At 58.8% G+C, this 18,105-nt stretch carries 15 protein-coding genes; 10 read left to right on the forward strand and 5 right to left on the reverse strand.

Annotated elements, in window-relative coordinates; translation table 11 throughout:
• Nucleotides 1-29 precede the first annotated feature (29 nt).
• From glyQ to QRN46_RS02750, 4 genes are all read left to right on the forward strand, one after another.
• Complete coding sequence (gene glyQ / locus QRN46_RS02735; protein WP_003187265.1) at nt 30-983, forward strand: glycine--tRNA ligase subunit alpha; 954 nt, start codon at nt 30-32, stop codon at nt 981-983.
• Nucleotides 980-3,034: a glycine--tRNA ligase subunit beta gene (glyS, locus tag QRN46_RS02740; protein WP_201819678.1), complete on the forward strand. Its 2,055-nt coding sequence runs from the start codon at nt 980-982 to the stop codon at nt 3,032-3,034. Before glyQ ends, glyS begins: the two co-directional genes overlap by 4 nt.
• Nucleotides 3,035-3,038: 4 nt before the next feature.
• Nucleotides 3,039-3,578 carry a D-glycero-beta-D-manno-heptose 1,7-bisphosphate 7-phosphatase gene (gmhB, locus tag QRN46_RS02745; protein WP_181457848.1) on the forward strand — a complete coding sequence of 180 codons (540 nt, stop codon included), beginning with the start codon at nt 3,039-3,041 and terminating at the stop codon, nt 3,576-3,578.
• A gap of 82 nt (nt 3,579-3,660) precedes the next feature.
• Nucleotides 3,661-4,440, forward strand: coding sequence for a lysophospholipid acyltransferase family protein (locus QRN46_RS02750; RefSeq protein WP_041475091.1), 780 nt, complete (start codon nt 3,661-3,663; stop codon nt 4,438-4,440).
• Nucleotides 4,441-4,597: 157 nt separating this feature from the next.
• On the opposite strand, the gene QRN46_RS02755 is transcribed toward QRN46_RS02750, so the two are convergent.
• Entirely contained in the window at nt 4,598-6,139 is a 1,542-nt protein-coding gene (locus QRN46_RS02755; RefSeq protein WP_285354250.1) for a sensor histidine kinase, read from the reverse strand.
• A gap of 164 nt (nt 6,140-6,303) precedes the next feature.
• On the opposite strand from QRN46_RS02755, the gene QRN46_RS02760 reads away from it, so the two are divergent.
• On the forward strand, nt 6,304-7,020 hold the full coding sequence (locus QRN46_RS02760) for a response regulator transcription factor (protein WP_011331735.1): 717 nt from the start codon (nt 6,304-6,306) through the stop codon (nt 7,018-7,020).
• Between the two features lie 62 nt (nt 7,021-7,082).
• On the opposite strand, the gene gyrB is transcribed toward QRN46_RS02760, so the two are convergent.
• The 4 genes from gyrB to dnaA are packed head-to-tail and all read right to left on the reverse strand — an operon-like array spanning nt 7,083 to nt 13,290.
• Entirely contained in the window at nt 7,083-9,500 is a 2,418-nt protein-coding gene (gene gyrB, locus QRN46_RS02765; RefSeq protein WP_011331734.1) for a DNA topoisomerase (ATP-hydrolyzing) subunit B, read from the reverse strand.
• 5 nt (nt 9,501-9,505) lie between these two features.
• Nucleotides 9,506-10,609, reverse strand: coding sequence for a DNA replication/repair protein RecF (gene recF, locus QRN46_RS02770; protein WP_003220208.1), 1,104 nt, complete (start codon nt 10,607-10,609; stop codon nt 9,506-9,508).
• 14 nt (nt 10,610-10,623) lie between these two features.
• Complete coding sequence (dnaN, locus tag QRN46_RS02775; RefSeq protein WP_011331733.1) at nt 10,624-11,727, reverse strand: DNA polymerase III subunit beta; 1,104 nt, start codon at nt 11,725-11,727, stop codon at nt 10,624-10,626.
• A 39-nt stretch (nt 11,728-11,766) separates the two neighbouring features.
• Complete coding sequence (dnaA, locus tag QRN46_RS02780) at nt 11,767-13,290, reverse strand: chromosomal replication initiator protein DnaA (RefSeq protein ID WP_221615837.1); 1,524 nt, start codon at nt 13,288-13,290, stop codon at nt 11,767-11,769.
• A 568-nt stretch (nt 13,291-13,858) separates the two neighbouring features.
• Here dnaA and rpmH point away from each other — a divergent pair.
• The 5 genes from rpmH to mnmE all read left to right on the forward strand — a co-directional run bounded on the left by rpmH (nt 13,859) and on the right by mnmE (nt 17,788).
• On the forward strand, nt 13,859-13,993 hold the full coding sequence (gene rpmH, locus QRN46_RS02785; protein ID WP_003213577.1) for a 50S ribosomal protein L34: 135 nt from the start codon (nt 13,859-13,861) through the stop codon (nt 13,991-13,993).
• Between the two features lie 16 nt (nt 13,994-14,009).
• Nucleotides 14,010-14,411, forward strand: coding sequence for a ribonuclease P protein component (gene rnpA / locus QRN46_RS02790; RefSeq protein WP_011336726.1), 402 nt, complete (start codon nt 14,010-14,012; stop codon nt 14,409-14,411).
• On the forward strand, nt 14,404-14,649 hold the full coding sequence (yidD, locus tag QRN46_RS02795; RefSeq protein ID WP_221615836.1) for a membrane protein insertion efficiency factor YidD: 246 nt from the start codon (nt 14,404-14,406) through the stop codon (nt 14,647-14,649). The genes rnpA and yidD overlap by 8 nt, the downstream gene beginning before the upstream one ends.
• Before the next feature lie 2 nt (nt 14,650-14,651).
• The gene (gene yidC, locus QRN46_RS02800) at nt 14,652-16,334 is read left to right on the forward strand and encodes a membrane protein insertase YidC (protein WP_285354251.1); all 1,683 of its coding nucleotides are present in this window, start codon (nt 14,652-14,654) and stop codon (nt 16,332-16,334) included.
• A gap of 83 nt (nt 16,335-16,417) precedes the next feature.
• The gene (gene mnmE / locus QRN46_RS02805; protein ID WP_221615835.1) at nt 16,418-17,788 is read left to right on the forward strand and encodes a tRNA uridine-5-carboxymethylaminomethyl(34) synthesis GTPase MnmE; all 1,371 of its coding nucleotides are present in this window, start codon (nt 16,418-16,420) and stop codon (nt 17,786-17,788) included.
• Nucleotides 17,789-18,105 lie beyond the last annotated feature (317 nt).

Below are 18,105 nucleotides of genomic sequence, written 5' to 3' on the forward strand. Positions count from 1 at the left end.
AATCGCAGCCCAAGAAACAGGTGAATTTCGTGAGCCAGCCTACGCCAGCCGTGCGTACCTTCCAAGACTTGATCCTCGCGCTCCAGCAATACTGGGCCGAGCAAGGTTGTGTGGTACTTCAGCCCTACGATATGGAAGTAGGCGCCGGCACTTTCCACACCGCGACATTCCTGCGCGCCATCGGCCCGGAAACCTGGAACGCCGCCTACGTGCAGCCAAGCCGCCGTCCGACTGACGGCCGTTACGGCGAAAACCCAAATCGTCTGCAGCACTACTACCAGTTCCAGGTAGTCCTGAAGCCGAACCCGGACAACTTCCAGGAGCTGTACCTGGGCTCCCTCAAGCATGTCGGCCTGGACCCGCTGGTCCACGACATCCGCTTCGTCGAAGACAACTGGGAATCGCCGACCCTCGGCGCCTGGGGTCTGGGCTGGGAAGTCTGGCTGAACGGCATGGAAGTGACCCAGTTCACTTACTTCCAGCAGGCGGGCGGCATCGAGTGCTACCCGGTGACCGGCGAGATCACCTACGGTCTGGAGCGTCTGGCCATGTACCTGCAGGGCGTGGACTCGGTCTACGACCTGGTCTGGGCTGACGGTCCGTTCGGCAAAGTGACCTACGGCGACGTGTTCCACCAGAACGAAGTGGAGCAGTCCACCTACAACTTCGAACACGCCAACGTCGACAAGCTGTTCGAGCTGTTCGACTTCTATGAAAGCGAAGCCAAGCGCCTGATCGAACTCGACCAGCCGCTGCCGTTGCCAAGCTACGAAATGGTCCTGAAGGCCTCGCACACCTTCAACCTGCTGGATGCGCGCCGGGCGATCTCGGTGACTGCGCGTCAGCAATACATTCTGCGCGTTCGCACCCTGGCGCGCTCCGTCGCCCAAGCCTACCTGCTGGCCCGCGCCAAGCTGGGCTTCCCGATGGCAACCCCGGACCTGCGTGACGAAGTACTGGCCAAGCTGGAGGCTGCACAATGAGTGCTCAAGATTTTCTGGTTGAACTGGGCACCGAAGAACTGCCACCCAAAGCCCTGAACACCCTGGCCGAAGCGTTCCTGGCCGGTATCGACAAGGGCCTGCAAGCTGCCGGCCTGAATTATGAGAGCAAAACCGTCTACGCCGCGCCGCGTCGTCTGGCTGTGCTGATCACCGCGCTGGCCACCCAGCAGCCGGATCGCAGCATCAACCTCGACGGCCCGCCACGTCAGGCTGCGTTCGATGCCGACGGCAACCCGACTCAAGCGGCACTGGGCTTCGCCAAGAAGTGCGGCGTCGAGCTGAGCGAAATCGACCAGAGCGGTCCGAAACTGCGCTACAGCCAGAACATCGCCGGCAAGCCGACCGCCAGCCTGCTGCCGACCATCGTCGAAGACTCGCTGAACGACCTGCCGATCCCGAAACGCATGCGCTGGGGTGCGCGCAAGGAAGAGTTCGTACGTCCGACCCAATGGCTGGTGATGCTGCTCGGCGACCAGATCATCGACTGCACGATTCTCGCGCAGAAGGCTGGCCGTGAATCCCGTGGCCACCGCTTCCACCACCCGCAAAGCGTGCGCATCGGTTCGCCGTCGAGCTACCTGGCCGACCTGCGTGCCGCCTACGTGCTGGCCGATGCCAACGAGCGTCGCGAAATCATCAGCAAACGCACCGAAGAACTGGCGACCCGTCAGGAAGGCACTGCGATCGTGCCGCCGGCGCTGCTCGACGAAGTGACCGCGCTGGTCGAGTGGCCAGTGCCGCTGGTGTGCTCGTTCGAGGAACGTTTCCTCGACGTGCCGCAGGAAGCACTGATCACCACCATGCAGGACAACCAGAAGTACTTCTGCCTGCTGGATGCCGACGGCAAGTTGCTGCCACGGTTCATCACCGTGGCCAACATCGAATCCAAAGACCCGCAGCAGATCATCGCCGGTAACGAGAAAGTGGTTCGCCCACGCCTCACCGACGCCGAGTTCTTCTTCAAGCAGGACAAGAAGCAGAAGCTCGAAGCCTTCAACGATCGCCTGCAGAACGTGGTGTTCCAGGAAAAACTCGGCAGCGTCTACGACAAGGCCGAGCGGGTGTCGAAACTGGCCGCGTACATCGCCGCACGCATCGGCGGCAACGCTTCGTGGGCTGCCCGCGCAGGCCTGCTGTCCAAGTGCGACCTGGCCACCGAAATGGTCGGCGAGTTCCCGGAGATGCAAGGTGTCGCCGGCTACTACTACGCGCTCAATGACGGCGAGCCGGAAGACGTCGCCCTGGCGCTGAACGAGCAATACATGCCACGCGGTGCCGGCGCTGAACTGCCAGCCACCCTGACCGGTGCGGCCGTGGCCATCGCCGACAAGCTCGACACCCTGGTCGGCATCTTCGGCATCGGCATGCTGCCGACCGGCAGCAAAGACCCGTATGCCCTGCGCCGTGCGGCACTGGGCGTGCTGCGGATCCTGATCGAGAAACAACTGGATCTGGACCTGAACGATGCCGTGGCGTTCGCCGTGAATGCGTTCGGTGCCAAGGTCAAGGCTGCCGGCCTGAACGACGCGGTGCTGGAGTTCATCTTCGACCGTCTGCGTGCGCGTTACGAAGACGAAGGCGTGGATGTCGCCACCTACCTGTCGGTACGTGCCCTGAAGCCGGGTTCGGCGCTGGACTTCGACCAACGTGTGCAAGCGGTGCAGGCCTTCCGCAAACTGCCGGAAGCGGCAGCGCTGGCGGCGGTGAACAAGCGTGTGTCGAACCTGCTGAGCAAGGTGGAAGGCTCGGTGCCGACCGAAGTCCAGGCCAAGTACTTCGACAACGCCAACGAGTTCTCGCTGTACTCGGCGATCCAGCAAGCGGACCAGGCTGTACAGCCAATGGCCGCGGCGCGTCAGTACAACGAATCGCTGGCACGCCTGGCCGCCCTGCGCGAGCCGGTGGACGCGTTCTTCGACGCGGTGATGGTCAATGCCGAAGACGCCAACGTACGAGCCAACCGTTACGCGCTGCTGGCGCGTCTGCGTGGCCTGTTCCTGGGCGTTGCCGACATTTCGCTGCTGGGTTGAGGGACTGCTGTTGAAACTGCTGATTCTCGATCGGGACGGAGTGATCAATTACGACTCCGACGCTTACATCAAGTCGGTGGAGGAGTGGATTCCGCTGCCCGGCTCGATCGAAGCGATTGCGCAGTTGAGCAAGGCCGGCTGGACGGTGGCGGTCGCCACCAACCAGTCGGGCATTGCTCGCGGCTACTACGACCTCGCCACCCTCGATGCCATGCACGCGCGCCTGCGCGAACTGGTGGCGGAGCAGGGCGGTGAAGTCGGGCTGATCGTGTATTGCCCGCATGGGCCGGACGAGGGTTGCGACTGCCGCAAGCCGAAACCGGGGATGTTGAGAACCATCGCGCAGCATTACGACGTCGCGCTGACGAATGTCTGGTTCGTCGGCGACAGCCTTGGTGACCTGGAGGCCGCCAAAGCCGTCGATTCACAGCCCGTTTTGGTAAAGACCGGGAAAGGCGAAAAGACTCAGGCCAAGACCTTGCCGGTGGGCACCCTGATTTTTGACGATCTCGCGGCGATTGCCGCAGAACTTATCCACAACTAGAGTGCTTCTGAAGTTCCTGACCAGGGATTGATCGGGAGTGCGCTTGAACAGTCGGGCATTGCCCGTAACGGTAAACGTCGCCATGTCGATACTGCAGGCCATCAGAATCTTCCTCTTTTACCTGCTGCTGGGCACCACCGCTCTGCTGTGGTGCAGCCTGAGCTTTTTTATCGCGCCCTTTCTGTCGTTCAAGGCGCGCTATCGTTTCATCAACGTGTACTGGTGCCGCTGCGCCTTGTGGTTGACCAAGGTGTTTCTCGGTATCCGTTACGAAGTCAAAGGCGCGGAAAACGTGCCTGACCGGCCGTGCGTGATTCAATCGAACCACCAGAGCACGTGGGAGACGTTTTTTCTCTCCGCTTATTTCTCGCCCTTGAGCCAGGTGCTCAAGCGCGAACTGCTGTACGTGCCGTTCTTCGGCTGGGCCATGGCCATGCTGCGGCCGATCGCGATTGACCGCGACAACCCGAAAGCCGCCCTCAAGCAGGTGGCGGCGAAAGGTGACGAGCTGCTCAAGGACGATGTCTGGGTGCTGATCTTCCCGGAAGGCACTCGCGTTCCCCACGGCACCATCGGCAAGTTCTCCCGCAGTGGCAGCGCATTGGCGGTGAATGCAGCGCTTCCGGTACTGCCGATTGCACACAATGCCGGCAAGTTCTGGCCGAAAATCGGCTGGGGCAAAAAGTCCGGTGTGATCACCGTGGTGATTGGTGAGCCTATGTACGCCGAGGGCAGTGGACCTCGCGCCATCGCCGATCTGAATGATCGGGTGCAGGCGTGGAACGAGAAGACACAACGGGAAATGGGCTCGCTGCCCCCGGCTCCTGAGGCACCGGCTGCGAACGATCAGATCGCTGTCTGAGATTTGTGGATAACCTGTGTACGGTTTGTTCGCAAAGCGCCGAATCATCAAACTAAGTGACTGATTTATTTATATATTTCCGAATCTGATAAAACACCGTAAAAGGTGCATAAGTTTTTTTCGGAAGTAAGGAAACCGGCTGATATAGCCGGTTTTTTTATGCCTGCTCTTCAGCGATCAGCGGCAGCTCCAGACGGAACGTCGTGCCTCGATCAACCACGCTCACGCATTCGATCCGGCCACCATGGTGATCGACCACGGCTTTGACCATCGACAACCCCAGGCCCACGCCGTCGATACCTTGTGCAGAAGAAAAGCGCCGGTACTGGCTGAACAGATCGGGCAGTTCCTCTGCAGCGATGCCTTTGCCTTGATCAATCAGTTCACAACGCAGCCAGTCGTCGTGGCAGCTGACACGCAGATCGACGGTTGAACCGGCCGGGCTGTACTTGATTGCATTTTCCAGCAGGTTGAACAGCGCGCGGGTCAGCAAGCCCTGATCGGCCATGATCAGGCGCTCGTGTGATTGTTCGTCCATGTCGCTCGAGAGCTCGATGAGCTTTTGCTGAGCGATCGGCAACGCCTGATCCAGCACGTCCATGACCAGCATCCCGAACAGGCTCGGTTGAAACTGATAGGCCTCGGACTCGGCCCGGGCCAACAGAACGAAGCCGTCGGTGAGTTCCAGCGCCCGACGTACCTGGCGCTCAATCTGTTCGAACAGCGGTGAATCCGTTCCCATCTGATGCCGGTGTACCTCGAGCAGGGCAAGAATCGCCGAATGAGGAGCGCGCAGGTCGTGGGACAGAAAGCGCAACAGCACGCCACGCTGTTCCTCGGCGGCGCGTTCGGCGCTCAGGTCAGTGAGACTCAGCAGCCAGCCAATCGGTATGTCGCCATCCACTGGCAACAACGCGGCGCGTTCCAGACGCAGGCTACGTTCCTTGTGGTCACGAAACTCCAGCAGAGGCAGCTCGGATAGTGGCGGGCGCGGCTCTGTGGACAACTCCGGATAGCCCAGGCTCGCCAGTTGATCGAGCACATCCTCGCCCACCAGAGTGTGATCGAACAGGTTCCGGGCCTTGCGATTGCCCAACAGGACCTGTCCTCGAGGATCGCTGATCAGCGTTGCGACCGGCAGATATTCCAGCCCGTCGGCAATGAATCGGCGGGTATCGCGGGTTCGGCTCATGGCTTGCTCAAGCGCCATGATCTGCCCCTGCAAGCGGTCGGCGCTGGGAAACTGCGCCCGACGTCGTTCGGGAAAGACTTTCGGTTCACTGTCCAGCCGCGCCAACTCCCAGCCGAAGTAGGTGAGCACCACACTCAAGCGACGCCAGTTCCAGATCAGATAGCCGAACAGCATGCCCAGCGCCGCAGGCGTGGGTGACCACCAACGCCGCGTTTCAGCCAGGCCTGCACTGGTCAGCAGCACGCAGGCAATCCCGCCCAATGTCAGCCATAACGCCAGTCGCGGGCGCCACAGCAGCAACCCAAGTACGCACGCAACCATGGCTACCGAAAGTCCTGCGCCCATCAACGGCACCGGGTCATGCAAATTGATCTGCGCACGCCAGGAAAGCAGTGCAGTCAGCGGCAACAGCACTAGACTTATCCACACCCACTCGCGCACCAGTTGCCGGAACAACCGCTGAACCTGGCTGGGTACGCGGCTTTCGTGTCGGCGCTGGTTATTCATGGGAAACAGGGCAGGGCAGGTTGAATGGTTTCATAGGCGGCCGGTCTGAGGACGTAGACCCGAAGAATCATAGCGGCTCACTCCAAGGCGTGCCGCTTACTTTCACTGCATGGAGTGAGCCGATCCGGTCGGCACACCACCCGAGCGACAAGGAACCACCGCGTATGCGCGTTGCGATACTGGACGATGAACCCGCCGAACTGCGCCGGGTCGAGCAGACCCTGCAACAAATGGCCGAGGCCGGAGGACAGCCCTGGTCACTGCACAGCTTCGAAAGCGGTGAAGACCTGCTGCGTCAGTTGCGTCGAGAAACCTTCGACCTGCTGATCCTCGACTGGCAATTGCCCGACCTGACCGGCCTGGCGCTGCTGCGCTGGACCCGCGAACACATGGAAGCGCCGCCAGCGGCCATCATGCTGACCAGCCGCGATGGTGAGAGCGATATCGTCCAGGCCCTGAATGCCGGGGCCGACGATTACGTCAGCAAGCCGTTTCGGCCCAATGAATTGAAAGCCCGGGTTGCAGCGGTACTGCGTCGGCACAGCCTGCAACGTAACGCCGCGGCCGACGTCCTGCGTTTCAATGACCTGGTGTTCGACGACGCCGAGCTGACTGTCACCCGCGACGGGAAACCGATTGTCATGACCGAGCGCGAGTATCGACTCGCTCACTGCCTGTTCAGCAATCTTGGCCGACCGCTTTCACGGGATTACCTGTACGAACGATTCTGGCCCCACGAAGAAATGTCCACGTCGCGACCGCTGGACACGCATATCTATCGCCTGCGCAACAAGCTCGGGCTGACGGCGGATCGGGGTTGGCAGTTACTGACGATTTATGGGTATGGGTATCGTTTGGAGAGTGTGGCGGCAGGCGAGTGAATCGCAGGCAATAAAAAAGGCCAACGCTGGTGCGTTGGCCTTTTCGTTGGTGCTGACCAGGATCAGAAATCCAGGTTGGACACCGCCAGAGCGTTGCTCTCGATGAAGTCACGGCGAGGTTCGACCGCATCACCCATCAGGGTGTTGAAGATCTGGTCTGCGCCAATGGCGTCTTCGATGGTGACTTTCAGCATGCGGCGCACGCTTGGGTCCATGGTGGTTTCCCACAGCTGATCCGGGTTCATTTCGCCCAGACCTTTGTATCGCTGAATGGTGTGGCGCTTGGTGCTTTCGGCCATCAGCCAGTCCAGGGCTTCCTTGAACTCAGTGACCGCTTTTTTACGCTCGCCACGCTGGATGTATGCGCCTTCATCAAGAAGGGTGCTCAGTTGAGCGCCGAGGGTGACGACGGTCTTGTAGTCGTTGCTGCCGAAGAAGTCGCGGTTAAAGGTGACATAGTTCGACAGACCGTGGGAGATCAGTTCGACCTCTGGCAGCCAAACGCCACGTTCACGATCTTCACGCAGGCTGGCCTTGTAGACCAGGCCCGACTTCTCGACGGTGCGCAGACGGACTTCGTACTGGGCCAGCCAGTCCTGCATCTTCGCGTGGTCGCCGAGCATTTCCAGGCTGACGGCCGGCAGGTAGATGAAGTGCTCGGTCAGCTCCTGCGGGTACAGGCGCGACAGACGCTTGAGGGTCTTCATCACCATGCGGAAGTCGTTCACCAGACGTTCCAGCGCTTCGCCGGAAATGCCCGGGGCGTCTTCGTTCAGGTGCAGGCTCGCATCTTCCAGGGCCGACTGCGTCATGTACTCTTCCATGGCGTCGTCGTCTTTGATGTATTGCTCTTGCTTGCCTTTCTTGACCTTGTACAGCGGCGGCTGGGCGATGTAGATGTAGCCACGCTCGATCAGCTCAGGCAACTGACGGAAGAAGAAGGTCAGCAGCAGGGTACGGATGTGCGAACCGTCGACGTCAGCATCGGTCATGATGATGATGTTGTGATAGCGCAGCTTGTCGATGTTGTACTCTTCGCGACCGATACCGCAGCCCAGCGCGGTGATCAGGGTGCCCACTTCCTGGGACGAGATCATCTTGTCGAAACGGGCTTTCTCGACGTTGAGGATCTTGCCCTTCAGCGGCAGGATGGCCTGGGTCTTGCGGTTACGTCCCTGCTTGGCAGAGCCGCCCGCGGAGTCACCTTCCACGAGGTACAGTTCGGACAGCGCCGGGTCTTTTTCCTGGCAGTCAGCGAGCTTGCCCGGCAGGCCGGCGATGTCCAGCGCGCCTTTGCGGCGGGTCATCTCACGGGCCTTGCGCGCTGCTTCACGGGCACGAGCAGCGTCGATCATCTTGCCGACGACCAGTTTGGCTTCGTTCGGGTTTTCCAGCAGGAAGTCGGAGAAGTACTTGCCCATTTCCTGTTCGACCGCGGTCTTCACTTCGGAAGAAACCAGCTTGTCTTTGGTCTGGGAGCTGAACTTCGGATCCGGCACCTTCACCGAGATGATCGCGGTCAGGCCTTCACGGGCATCGTCACCGGTGGTGGCGACTTTGTGCTTCTTCGCCAGGCCTTCCTGCTCGATGTAGTTGTTCAGGTTACGCGTCAGTGCCGAGCGGAAGCCCACCAGGTGAGTGCCACCGTCGCGCTGCGGAATGTTGTTGGTGAAGCACAACAGGTTCTCGTTGAAGCTGTCGTTCCACTGCAGGGCGATTTCCACGCCGATGCCGTCTTCACGCTGGATGTTGAAGTGGAACACCTGGTTGACCGCAGTCTTGTTGGTGTTCAGGTATTCAACGAACGCACGCAGGCCGCCTTCGTACTTGAACAGTTCTTCCTTGCCGCTGCGCTCGTCCTTGAGGACGATGCCTACACCGGAGTTGAGGAAAGACAGTTCACGAATGCGCTTGGCCAGGATATCCCAGCTGAAGTGAATGTTCTTGAAGGTTTCGCTGGAAGCCTTGAAGTGAATCTGGGTGCCAGTGGTTTCGCTGTCGCCAACGATCGCCATCGGTGCCTGAGGCACGCCGTGGACGTAGGTCTGTTCCCAGATCTTGCCGCTGCGGCGCACGGTCAGGACCAGTTCTTCAGACAGCGCGTTCACGACCGAAACACCTACACCGTGCAGACCACCGGATACCTTGTAGGAGTTGTCGTCAAACTTACCGCCGGCGTGGAGGACGGTCATGATGACCTCGGCGGCGGAAACGCCTTCCTCTTTGTGCACGTCTACCGGGATGCCACGACCGTTGTCTTTAACGGTGATGGACTCATCCGGGTGGATGATGATGCTGATGTCGTCGCAGTGGCCGGCGAGGGCTTCGTCGATCGAGTTGTCGACCACCTCGAACACCATGTGGTGCAGACCGCTGCCATCGTCGGTGTCACCAATGTACATACCGGGACGTTTGCGCACGGCATCCAGGCCTTTCAGCACTTTAATGCTCGATGAGTCGTACGTATTTTCTTCGCTCAATGCCTTCACTCCCGATGGTCGTGGGTCTGGGTGATACGGCCCTGTTCCACGTGGAACAGAGCGACTGGCGTTTCCGTCTGCCAGCCTTCCCTCAATAATTCGTGATCTACACAGGTGATAAAAACCTGGCAGCGTAAGTCTTCCAGCAAACGGCACAGCGCGCGACGGTGGCTCTCGTCCAGTTCGGACGGCAAGTCATCCACCAGATAAATACACTGGCCGCGTCGGGCCTGGCTCACCAGATGCCCCTGGGCAATCCGCAATGCACAGACCACCAACTTCTGCTGCCCCCGGGACAAGATGTCCGCGGCGTTGTGTGCGCCCAATCTAAGACGCAAGTCAGCCCGTTGTGGCCCAGCCTGGGTATGACCCATCTGCTGGTCCCGTTGCACGGATCCGGCGAGTACAGCGCTCAATTCCCGGTCTTTGTCCCAGCCTCGGTAATAGCTGAGCGTCAAACCTTCGAGCTCAACCAGTTCGCTCAAGGTTTGTTCAAAGACTGGTTTCAAGGCTTTGATGTAAGCGCGGCGGTATTCATCGATTTCAGCGCTGGCCTGGCACAGTTCCCTGTCCCAAACCGCTTGCGAAACGGCGTCAAGTGTACCATGCCGCAGCCAGGAGTTTCTCTGGCGCAAGGCCTTCTGCAAACGCTGCCAGGTGGCCATGAACCGCGGTTCAACGTGGAACACGCCCCAGTCGAGGAACTGCCGGCGAATCTTCGGCGCCCCCTCCAGCAGGCGAAAGCTATCGGGGTTGATCAACTGCAGAGGCAGGATCTCCGCCAGTTGTGCCGCACTGCGTGCATTCTGACCGTCAATGCGAATCTGGAACTCGCCCTGACGATCGCGGGATATCCCCAATGCACTATGGCCACCCTCGGCAAGTTCAACCTGACCGAACACGGTGCAGGCGAGTTGCTCGTACTGGATGACCGGCAACAACCGCGTGCTACGAAACGAACGGGCAAGCCCCAGCAGGTGAATGGCTTCCAGAACACTGGTTTTGCCGCTGCCGTTGGCGCCGTAAAGAATGTTGATTCGGGGGGAGGGGGAGAAGGTCACCGGGTGCAGATTGCGCACCGCGGTGACCGAGACGCGACTTAGCGACATCCAGAATCAGCTGATTACAGACGCATCGGCATGACAACGTAAGCCGAATCGTCATTGTCGGACTCTTGCACCAGCGCACTGCTGTTGGAGTCGGACAGGATCAGACGAACCTGCTCGGTGGTCATCACGCCCAGCACGTCCAGCAGATAGCTGACGTTGAAGCCGATTTCCAGGGAGCCGCCGTTGTATTCCACGCCTACTTCTTCTTCCGCTTCTTCCTGCTCCGGGTTGTTGGCCTGGATCTTCAACTGACCGCTGGCCAGTTGCAGACGGATACCGCGGTACTTCTCGTTGGACAGAATCGCGGTACGGCTGAACGCTTCACGCAGCGCCTGACGATCGCCCAGTACCAGCTTGTCGCCACCTTTTGGCAGAACGCGCTCGTAGTCCGGGAACTTGCCGTCGACCAGTTTCGAGGTGAAGGTGAATTCGCCGGTGGTCGCACGGATGTGGTGCTGGCCCAGGACGATGCTGACGTTGCCGTCCGGCTCGGTGAGCAGACGTGCCAGTTCGAGAATACCTTTGCGCGGCACGATCACCTGGTGGCGATCCTGCTGGCCGATGTCGGCCTGCATCGAGCACATGGCCAGACGGTGACCGTCGGTAGCCACGGCACGGATCACACCGGTCGACACTTCCAGCAACATGCCGTTGAGGTAGTAACGCACGTCCTGCTGGGCCATGGCGAAACTGGTGCGTTCGATCAGGCGACGCAGCTTGCTCTGTTCCAGACTGGTAGTCAGCGACCCCGGGCCTTCTTCCACAGTCGGGAAGTCGTTGGCCGGCAGCGTCGAGAGGGTGAAGCGGCTACGGCCGGCTTTCACCACCAGCTTCTGCTCGTCGACCTTGATGTCGATCAGCGCATCGTTCGGCAGGCTCTTGCAGATGTCCATCAGCTTGCGCGCCGGCACGGTGATGGAACCTGTTTCAGCCGGCTCCTCGAGTTGCACGCGACCGACCAGCTCGACTTCCAGGTCGGTACCGGTCAGCGACAGTTGTTGGCCATCGACAACCAGCAGCACGTTGGACAGTACCGGCAAGGTCTGTCGGCGCTCGACGACGCCTGCGACCAGTTGCAGGGGTTTCAACAGGGCTTCGCGTTGAATGGTGAAATGCATGGTCTAGTCCCTTGCCTTAATAAGCTGCGCTGGTGTTCATCAAGTGGTCAGTGTACGCAGCAGGTTCTTGTAGTCCTCGCGGATGTCCGCGTCGGATTCCTTAAGTTCGTTGATCTTGCGGCAGGCGTGCAACACGGTCGTGTGGTCGCGGCCGCCAAACACATCGCCGATTTCCGGCAGGCTGTGGTTGGTCAGTTCCTTGGACAATGCCATGGCCACCTGACGCGGACGAGCGACCGAACGCGAGCGGCGTTTGGACAGCAAGTCGGAGATCTTGATCTTGTAGTACTCGGCGACTGTGCGCTGAATGTTATCCACAGAGACCAGTTTGTCCTGCAGCGCCAAGAGGTCTTTCAGGGATTCGCGAATCAACTCGATGGTGATGTCGCGGCCCATGAAGTGCGAGTGGGCGATCACGCGTTTCAGCGCGCCTTCCAGCTCACGGACGTTGGAGCGAATGCGCTGGGCAATGAAGAACGCCGCATCGTGTGGCAACTCGACTTTGGCCTGGTCGGCCTTCTTCATCAAGATCGCTACGCGGGTTTCCAGCTCCGGCGGCTCGACGGCAACCGTCAGGCCCCAGCCGAAGCGGGATTTGAGGCGCTCTTCAAGGCCTTCGATTTCTTTCGGGTAGCGGTCACTGGTGAGAATGACCTGCTGGCCACCTTCAAGCAGGGCGTTGAAGGTGTGGAAAAACTCTTCCTGGGAACGTTCCTTGCGGGCGAAGAACTGAATGTCGTCGATCAGCAGAGCGTCCACCGAACGGTAGAAACGCTTGAACTCGTTGATCGCGTTCAGTTGCAGCGCCTTGACCATGTCAGCCACGAAACGCTCGGAATGCAAGTACACGACCTTGGCATTCGGGTTCTTCTTTAATAGGTGGTTACCCACCGCGTGCATCAAGTGAGTCTTACCAAGACCTACGCCTCCATAAAGGAAGAGCGGGTTGTAGCCGTGCTTCGGGTTGTCTGCCACTTGCCAGGCCGCCGCACGAGCGAGCTGGTTGGATTTACCTTCGACGAAGTTTTCGAAGGTGAAGGTGCGGTTGAGGTAGCTGGTGTGCTTGAGCGCGCCTTCGACCTGCACGGTGCGCTGTTCGGCGCGAACCGGCGCCTGTTGCGAAGCGGCACCAGCCATCGGATCGAAGCTGTCACGGGACGGTTCTTCACTGATTTCTTCGGTTTTCTGCGTCGAACGCTTGGTCGGTGCAGGCGTATGGGCTGGCGCTGGTGCGCTGGCCGGCGCCGCGTTGGCCTGAGCCTGGGACACTTGCGCAGCAGCCAATGGCGCATTCGGTGCGGCACGCGGTGCCGAACTGCGTTTGCTGCCTATTAACAAGGAGAGCGACGGTGCCAGACCGTTGCCGTGCTCATCCAGCAGTTCAAGGACGCGCCCCAGGTACTTTTCGTTGACCCAGTCCAGAACAAAACGGTTCGGTGCGTAGACGCGCAACTCGTCGCCTTCGGCTTCGACCTGTAGTGGACGGATCCAGGTGTTGAATTGTTGGGCAGGCAGCTCTTCGCGCAAAAGCTCCACGCACTGCTGCCAAAGTTCCACTGACACGGATATCCCCTAAGTTGAAAGCCGGTGAGGCAAAAACAAGCGGCCATTGTAGCGGCCAGTCGTCCACTTATCCACATGCAGGTTGCCCGGTGGACATGATTTATCAATGCGTTAAACGAGAAAAAGGCGACCGACGGTGTGTGTATAAGCTCTGTGGATAACCCTATCTGAGCACACTGGACAACTGGGCGCGAAAGTCGGTGGATAACCAGCCTGTGGATAACAACCCTTTCCACACACAGGTTATCCGACAGCGCAGCACAGGCTGAACACGGTTTTCCACTGTAGTTGTCATTCTCTGTACATCGCTTGAAACAAGGCCTTGAGCAAGTTATCCACAGACAGTGGCGTTCCTAGCTTTTACAAGCTTTACAGAAAAGCTTTAAATAATTCCCTTCTTTATTTTTATCTTTGGCAAACCGGGTAATCAGGTCCCGGCAGCTCCGAAGATCTATTTATAAGGAAACGTTGGTTGGAAATTGACCTATTGGCTTGCTTTCTCTAGAATCCCCGGTCTCTTAAAACGGGGGCCATTCCGGCCCGTTGTGGACGAACCAGGTAACACGACATGAAACGTACTTTCCAACCAAGCACTATCAAACGCGCTCGTACCCACGGTTTCCGTGCTCGCATGGCTACCAAGAACGGTCGTGCCGTACTGTCGCGTCGTCGCGCCAAAGGCCGCGCACGTCTGGCAGTTTGATAATCCGGCACTGGAGGTGAGTCAGGACTTCAGTCGGGAAAAGCGTCTGCTTACTCCCCGGCATTTCAAGGCAGTCTTTGACTCCCCTACCGGCAAGGTTCCGGGGAAAAATCTCCTGCTCCTTGCGCGCAACAACGATCTCGATCACCCCCGTCTCGGGCTGGTTATCGGGAAAAAGAGCGTCAAGCTCTCCGTCGAGCGCAATCGCCTCAAACGTCTGATGCGCGAATCGTTTCGCCTGCACCAGGATTCACTGGTCGGCTGGGACATTGTTATCGTCGCGCGCAAAGGTTTGGGTGACGTAGAAAACCCCGAATTGATTCAGCATTTCGGCAAACTCTGGAAGCGTCTGGCACGCAACAAGCCGGTACCAGCAGTCAAAACCGAAACTGTAGGGGTAGACAGTCCAGATGCGTAAACTGGCACTCGTTCCGATCCAGTTTTATCGCTATGCCATTAGTCCCCTGATGGCCAGTCACTGTCGTTTCTACCCCAGTTGTTCTTGCTACGCGTATGAAGCCATCGAAAATCATGGCCTTCTGCGCGGTGGCTGGCTGACCTTTCGTCGTTTAGGTCGCTGTCATCCGTGGAATTCCGGTGGTTATGACCCGGTTCCACCTATCCCTACCTCCCGTTCTTCTTCGATGGCCGAGTAATCATGGATATCAAACGCACGATCCTGATCGTCGCCCTGGCAATCGTGTCCTACGTCATGGTCCTTAAATGGAACCAGGACTACGGCCAGGCTGCCCTGCCGACTCAGAATGTTGCTTCCAGTACGACTACATCCGGTTTGCCGGACACCGCCACTGGCAATAACGCCCCCGCCAGTGACGATATTCCGCGTGCCGCAAGCGATACCAGCGCACCTGCCGAAACGCCGGTCGCCGCCAGCAAGGATCTGATCCAGATCAAGACCGACGTGCTCGATCTGTCGATCGATCCACAAGGTGGTGATGTTGCTCAGTTGACCTTGCCGCTGTATCCACGTCGTCAGGATCGTCCGGACGTTCCGTTCCAGCTGTTCGACAACGGTGGCGAACGTACCTATCTGGCACAGAGCGGTCTGATTGGCACCAACGGTCCGGATGCAAACCCGGCCGGTCGCCCGATCTACTCTTCGGAGAAGAAGACTTATCAACTGGCTGACGGTCAGGACCAACTGATCGTCGACCTGAAATTCAGCAAGGACGGCGTCAATTACATCAAGCGTTTCACTCTGAAACGTGGCCTGTATGACGTGACCGTGACCTATCTGATCGACAACCAGAGCGCTCAGCCTTGGTCCGGTTCGATGTTCGCCCAGCTGAAACGCGACGCCAGCGCCGATCCTTCTTCCACGACTGCTACCGGTACCGCGACCTACCTGGGCGCCGCCCTGTGGACAAGTTCCGAGCCATACAAGAAAGTGTCCATGAAGGACATGGACAAGGCTCAGCTCAAGGAAACCGTCACCGGTGGCTGGGTAGCCTGGCTGCAACACTACTTCGTGACTGCATGGGTTGCTCCGAAGGGCGAAAACAACATCGTCCAGACCCGTAAAGACAGCAAAGGCAACTACATCATCGGTTACACCGGTCCTTCGCTGACCGCTGCACCGGGTGCGAAAGTCGAAACCAGCGCTGTTCTGTACGCCGGTCCGAAAAGCCAGGCGGTGCTGAAAGAGTTGTCCCCTGGTCTGGAATTGACCGTCGACTACGGCATTCTGTGGTTCATTGCCCAGCCAATCTTCTGGCTGCTGCAACATATCCACAGCATCGTCGGCAACTGGGGCTGGTCGATCATCTTCCTGACCATGCTGATCAAAGGGATCTTCTTCCCTCTGTCGGCCGCCAGCTACAAGTCGATGGCCCGCATGCGCGCCGTGGCTCCGAAACTGGCTGCACTGAAAGAGCAACATGGCGATGACCGGCAGAAAATGTCGCAAGCCATGATGGAGCTGTACAAGAAAGAGAAGATCAATCCGCTGGGCGGCTGCTTGCCGATCCTGGTGCAGATGCCGGTTTTCCTTTCCCTGTACTGGGTTCTGCTGGAAAGCGTGGAAATGCGCCAGGCGCCGTTCATGCTGTGGATTACCGACCTGTCGATCAAGGATCCGTTCTTCATCCTGCCGATCATCATGGGCGCGACCATGTTCATCCAGCAGCGTCTGAACCCTACACCTCCGGATCCGATGCAGGCCAAGGTGATGAAAATGATGCCAATCATCTTCACCTTCTTCTTCCTGTGGTTCCCGGCAGGTCTGGTGCTGTACTGGGTTGTGAACAACTGCCTGTCGATTGCCCAACAGTGGTACATCACGCGTAAGATCGAAGCGGCGACGAAAAAAGCCGAGGCGTAACTTACTCTGTGGATAACACCACTCAAAACGCCCCCCTAGTGGGGCGTTTTGCTATCTGCCATTTTTGTTCTGGATACCGGTTTATGAGCGCACCTCGTGAAACCATCGCAGCTGTCGCCACCGCCCAGGGCCGTGGCGGCGTGGGCATCGTTCGAATTTCCGGGCCGCTGGCCAGTGTTGCGGCCAAAGCCATCAGCGGCCGCGAGCTGAAACCGCGGTTTGCCCACTACGGCCCGTTCTTCAGTGACAATCAACAGGTGCTGGATGAAGGCCTGGCGCTGTATTTCCCCGGGCCGAACTCGTTCACTGGCGAAGACGTACTGGAACTGCAGGGCCACGGTGGTCCGATCGTCCTCGACATGTTGCTCAAGCGTTGTCTGGAATTGGGCTGCCGTCTCGCGCGGCCCGGTGAGTTCAGCGAAAGAGCATTCCTTAATGAAAAACTCGACCTGGCCCAGGCCGAGGCCATTGCCGACCTGATCGAAGCCAGTTCTGCACAGGCCGCGAGAAACGCTCTGCGTTCGTTGCAAGGTGCATTTTCCCAACGTGTGCATAACCTCACCGAACAGCTGATCGGTTTGCGGATTTATGTCGAGGCTGCCATCGACTTCCCGGAAGAAGAAATCGACTTCCTCGCCGATGGCCATGTCCTGAGCATGCTCGACAAGGTTCGTAACGAGTTATCCACCGTATTGCGCGAAGCCGGGCAGGGTGCGTTGCTGCGTGACGGCATGACCGTGGTGATTGCCGGTCGTCCGAATGCCGGCAAATCCAGTCTGCTGAATGCACTGGCCGGCCGTGAAGCCGCGATCGTGACCGAAATCGCCGGTACCACTCGGGATATCCTGCGTGAACATATCCACATCGATGGCATGCCGCTGCATGTCGTGGATACCGCAGGTCTGCGTGATACCGATGATCATGTGGAAAAGATCGGCGTTGAACGAGCGTTGAAAGCCATCGGCGAGGCTGATCGAGTACTGCTGGTCGTCGATGCCACGGCGCCTGAGGCCGCTGATCCGTTCGCCCTGTGGCCGGAATTCCTCGAAACCCGACCGGATCCGGCGAAGGTTACATTGATCCGTAACAAGGCCGATCTCACGGGTGAGCCCATTGCCTTGGAAGTCAGTGACGATGGCCATGTGACGATCAGCCTGAGCGCCAAATCTGCGGGAGAGGGTCTGGATCTGCTGCGTGATCACCTCAAGGCTTGCATGGGCTACGAACAAACATCGGAAAGCAGCTTCAGCGCACGCCGCCGGCACCTGGAAGCCCTGCGTCATGCCAGTGATGCCCTGGAACATGGACGTGCCCAACTGACGTTGGCGGGTGCTGGTGAGCTGCTGGCCGAAGACCTGCGTCAGGCCCAACAGTCTCTTGGGGAAATCACCGGCGCCTTCAGTTCAGATGATTTGCTGGGACGAATCTTTTCCAGCTTCTGCATCGGTAAATAACCCTTCCGTTGTCCACAGACAGGTCCGTTCGCGACCTGTCTGTTCTCCCTCCCTCGTATTTCCTTCCTCCAGTGCCGGACAGATTTCTATTCCTGAGTAGATTTTCCGTGTCCGCGATTCCTTCATTCATCCGATTTCTGTGGATTAAGCCCTGTGAATAACTGCCGCTAAGGGCAGTTGATAACAGGGCCTGAAAACTGAACATAACTGCCGCTGTGGATAACCATCTCATTCATCCACAGGCTTACACCGGTTATCCAAGGGCCTCATGGTCACATGGACACAGGGTTTTTAATCTCTGTACACGTTGAAAATAA

The organism is Pseudomonas sp. lyk4-R2A-10 (assembly GCF_030209075.1).
Taxonomy (GTDB): Bacteria; Pseudomonadota; Gammaproteobacteria; order Pseudomonadales; family Pseudomonadaceae; genus Aquipseudomonas; species Aquipseudomonas glycinae.